The sequence below is a fragment of the Nonomuraea antri genome (assembly GCF_013283785.1).
Taxonomy (GTDB): Bacteria; Actinomycetota; Actinomycetes; order Streptosporangiales; family Streptosporangiaceae; genus Nonomuraea; species Nonomuraea antri.
Window position 1 is genome coordinate 1 of sequence record NZ_JABCPZ010000475.1, and the last position, 2,626, is coordinate 2,626.

A 2,626-nucleotide genomic window follows, 5' to 3' on the forward strand; every position below is an offset into this window, starting at 1 on the left:
GGGTGGGCAGGCCGAGCAGGCCGAGCAGGGGCAGCAGGTGGGTGGCGTCGCGCCCGGCCGGCTCTTCGCGCAGGTGGTGGTGGCTGACCGCGATGCTCGCGCGGACGGCCAGGTCGGCGTACTCGAGCGTGTCCAGCCGGCGGGTGGCGTCGGCCAGCCGTATTTCCAGGTCGGACAGGGTCCAGTCGGGACGGGCGGCCAGGCGGGCGCCGACGATCCGCAGGGCGAGGGGGAAACCACCGCACAGCTGGACGATTCGCTCGGCCGCCTGCGGTTCGGCGCGTATCCGGTCGGGCCCGGCCAGCTCGGACAGGAGCGCGGTGGCGTCGGCGGGGCCGAGGTTGCCCAGGTGGAGATGGCGGGCGTGGTCCAGGGTGGCCAGCGGCTCCCGGGAGGTGATCAGGACCCGGCAGCCCGGTCCCGCCGGGATGAGCGGGCGGATCTGGCGGACGTCGCGGGCGTTGTCCAGGATGACCAGCAGGTTGCAGGCCGCGGTCAGGGAGCGGTAGCGGGCGGTGGCCTCGCCCGGGTCGGCGGGGACGGCGGCGCCGTCCAGGCCGAGGGAGCGCAGCAGGTGGCGCAGGGCTTGGGCCGGGGTCAGCGGGTCGAGTCCGGGGGAGGATCCGTGCAGGTTGAGGTAGATGACGCCGTCGGTGAACCGGGCGGACGTGGCGTGGGCGACGTGGACGGCCAGGGCGGACTTGCCGATGCCGCCGGGTCCGTCGATCACGGTGATGGCCGGCCCCCCGACTGGCCCGCCGGCGGGACCGAGTGCGGTGCGCAGGCGGTCGATCTCGGTGGTGCGGGCGGTGAAGGCGTGGGTGTCGGCGGGCAGTTCGGCCGGGATGTCCGGGCCGCCGACCGTGACCTGCTGGGCCGGGGTGGTCAGGTCGAGGGCCGGGTCCTTGGCCAGGACGGCCTGGTGCAGGCGGCGCAGCTCGGCGCCGGGTTCGACGCCGAGTTCGGTGACCATGATCCGGCGGGTGTCCTGGTAGACGGCGAGCGCCTCAGACGGGCGGCCGGCGCGGTGCAGGGCGAGCATGAGCTGGGCGGCGGGGCGTTCGCGCAGGGGATGTGCCCGCACGTGTGCGGCCAGGTCGGCGGCCACCGCGTGGTGGTCGCCGGCGGCGAGGCGGAGATCGGCGTGGTCCTCCAGGGCGGCTGAGCGTTCTTCTTCCAGGCGGGTGGCTTCGATCCGGGCCCACGGGGCGGTCAATCCGGCCAGTGGCTCGCCTCGCCACAACTGCAGGGCGGTGCGGAACAGGGCGTCGGCGGCGGCGCCGCCCCCTTGCGCCTGGGCGGTGCGGGCGCGTTTGAGCAGGCGGGTGAACAGGTGGGCGTCGACGTGGTCCGGTTCGAGCGCGAGCCGGTAGCCGCCGGGCACGGTCTTGATGATCTCTTCGGTGGTGTGCGGGCCGAGGGTTTCGCGGAGTTTGGAGATCACGATGTGGAGCTGTTTGGCCGAGGTCGCAGCCGAGCCGTCTCCCCAGATGTCGGTGAGGATCCGCTCGGCGGGGACGACCTGCCCGGTGTTCAGTGCGAGTCTGGCCAGCACGCCGATCCGTCGCAGGCCGGCGAGCCGGACCGGCTCGTCATCGGCCAGGACCTGCCACGGGCCGAGGAATCCGATCTCCAGCGTCACTAGGAGCGCTGCCCTCCTTCACGAAGTTTGACAAACGAGCCCATTTAGGGAGACAGGCGGACGAACGCCGCCCTCGCCTAAGTTTCCGGCGCCATGGGGCACATGCGCATGTCTAGGGGTGCAGCCTTTCATGCGCCTTGCAATCGACTCGCCAGGCGATGATCATCAGGGCGTTCCTCTGACTCCTGGCTGAGGTGGCCGGCCCGCAGCAACCGCTGCGCCTGCCAGGAGACGAACCCGTCGAGGTGTTCAAGTGACCACATTCCTGCCGTACAGAGGCTCGCATCCAGCCTTATGGGGGAGGATTGTGGCGCGATCTTCGGGTCCAATACCATCGCCCCTGCATCTTCGTATCGGGAGGTCTTGTGACACAGGTCAGACTGCTCAAGAAGCTCGCCGTCGTGGCGGCAGCCGGTATCATCGCGCTCGGTCTCGGCGCTGCGACCGCCTCTGCCGCCTCCGCCGCAGACAAGGTATGGCGGCCCACCCCGTCCGGTGAGATCTCCACCGTCCTTCAGTAGTGACTCTACGGTGCCGCCGGGGCGGGTGATCCGCCGTAGCCGCCGGCCTCGGGTGTGCCAGAGTCGTGGTGGCGGCGGTGCCGCGCTTTCCGTCACCACCGGCGGTGGGGGGAGCGACCTCGTGAGCCGCGGCCGACACAGCACCTCCAGCAGCGAGCTGCCCGCCGAGTCCGCGGGGCTGGGGAGCGCCGCTCTGTGGAGCCGGTGCTCCACGCTGGAAAGCCCGCCGGCCGGGCTTGATGCGATCGGGTTACGTTCGCGGTCGGATTACGTTCGCGATCGCGGTTACGTTCGCGATCGGGTTGTGTTCGCGAGACGCGCGCCACGCACCCGCGCTCACCGCATGAAAAAGGCGCCCCCGCCCCACCGCCTGGTGGCGGATCAGGGCGATGGCGCGGTGCTGCTGGAGCGGAGGAGCAGGACCACGCGGGGAGGACCTCCTCCCCGCGTGGAATCTCAGAAG

General features: G+C 71.6%; 1 protein-coding gene. It reads right to left on the reverse strand.

Annotated elements, in window-relative coordinates:
- Window positions 1–1,642 (reverse strand): AfsR/SARP family transcriptional regulator (locus tag HII36_RS54595; protein ID WP_173531282.1); only part of this gene is annotated, 1,642 nt, incomplete at its 3' end.
- Window positions 1,643–2,626 lie beyond the last annotated feature (984 nt).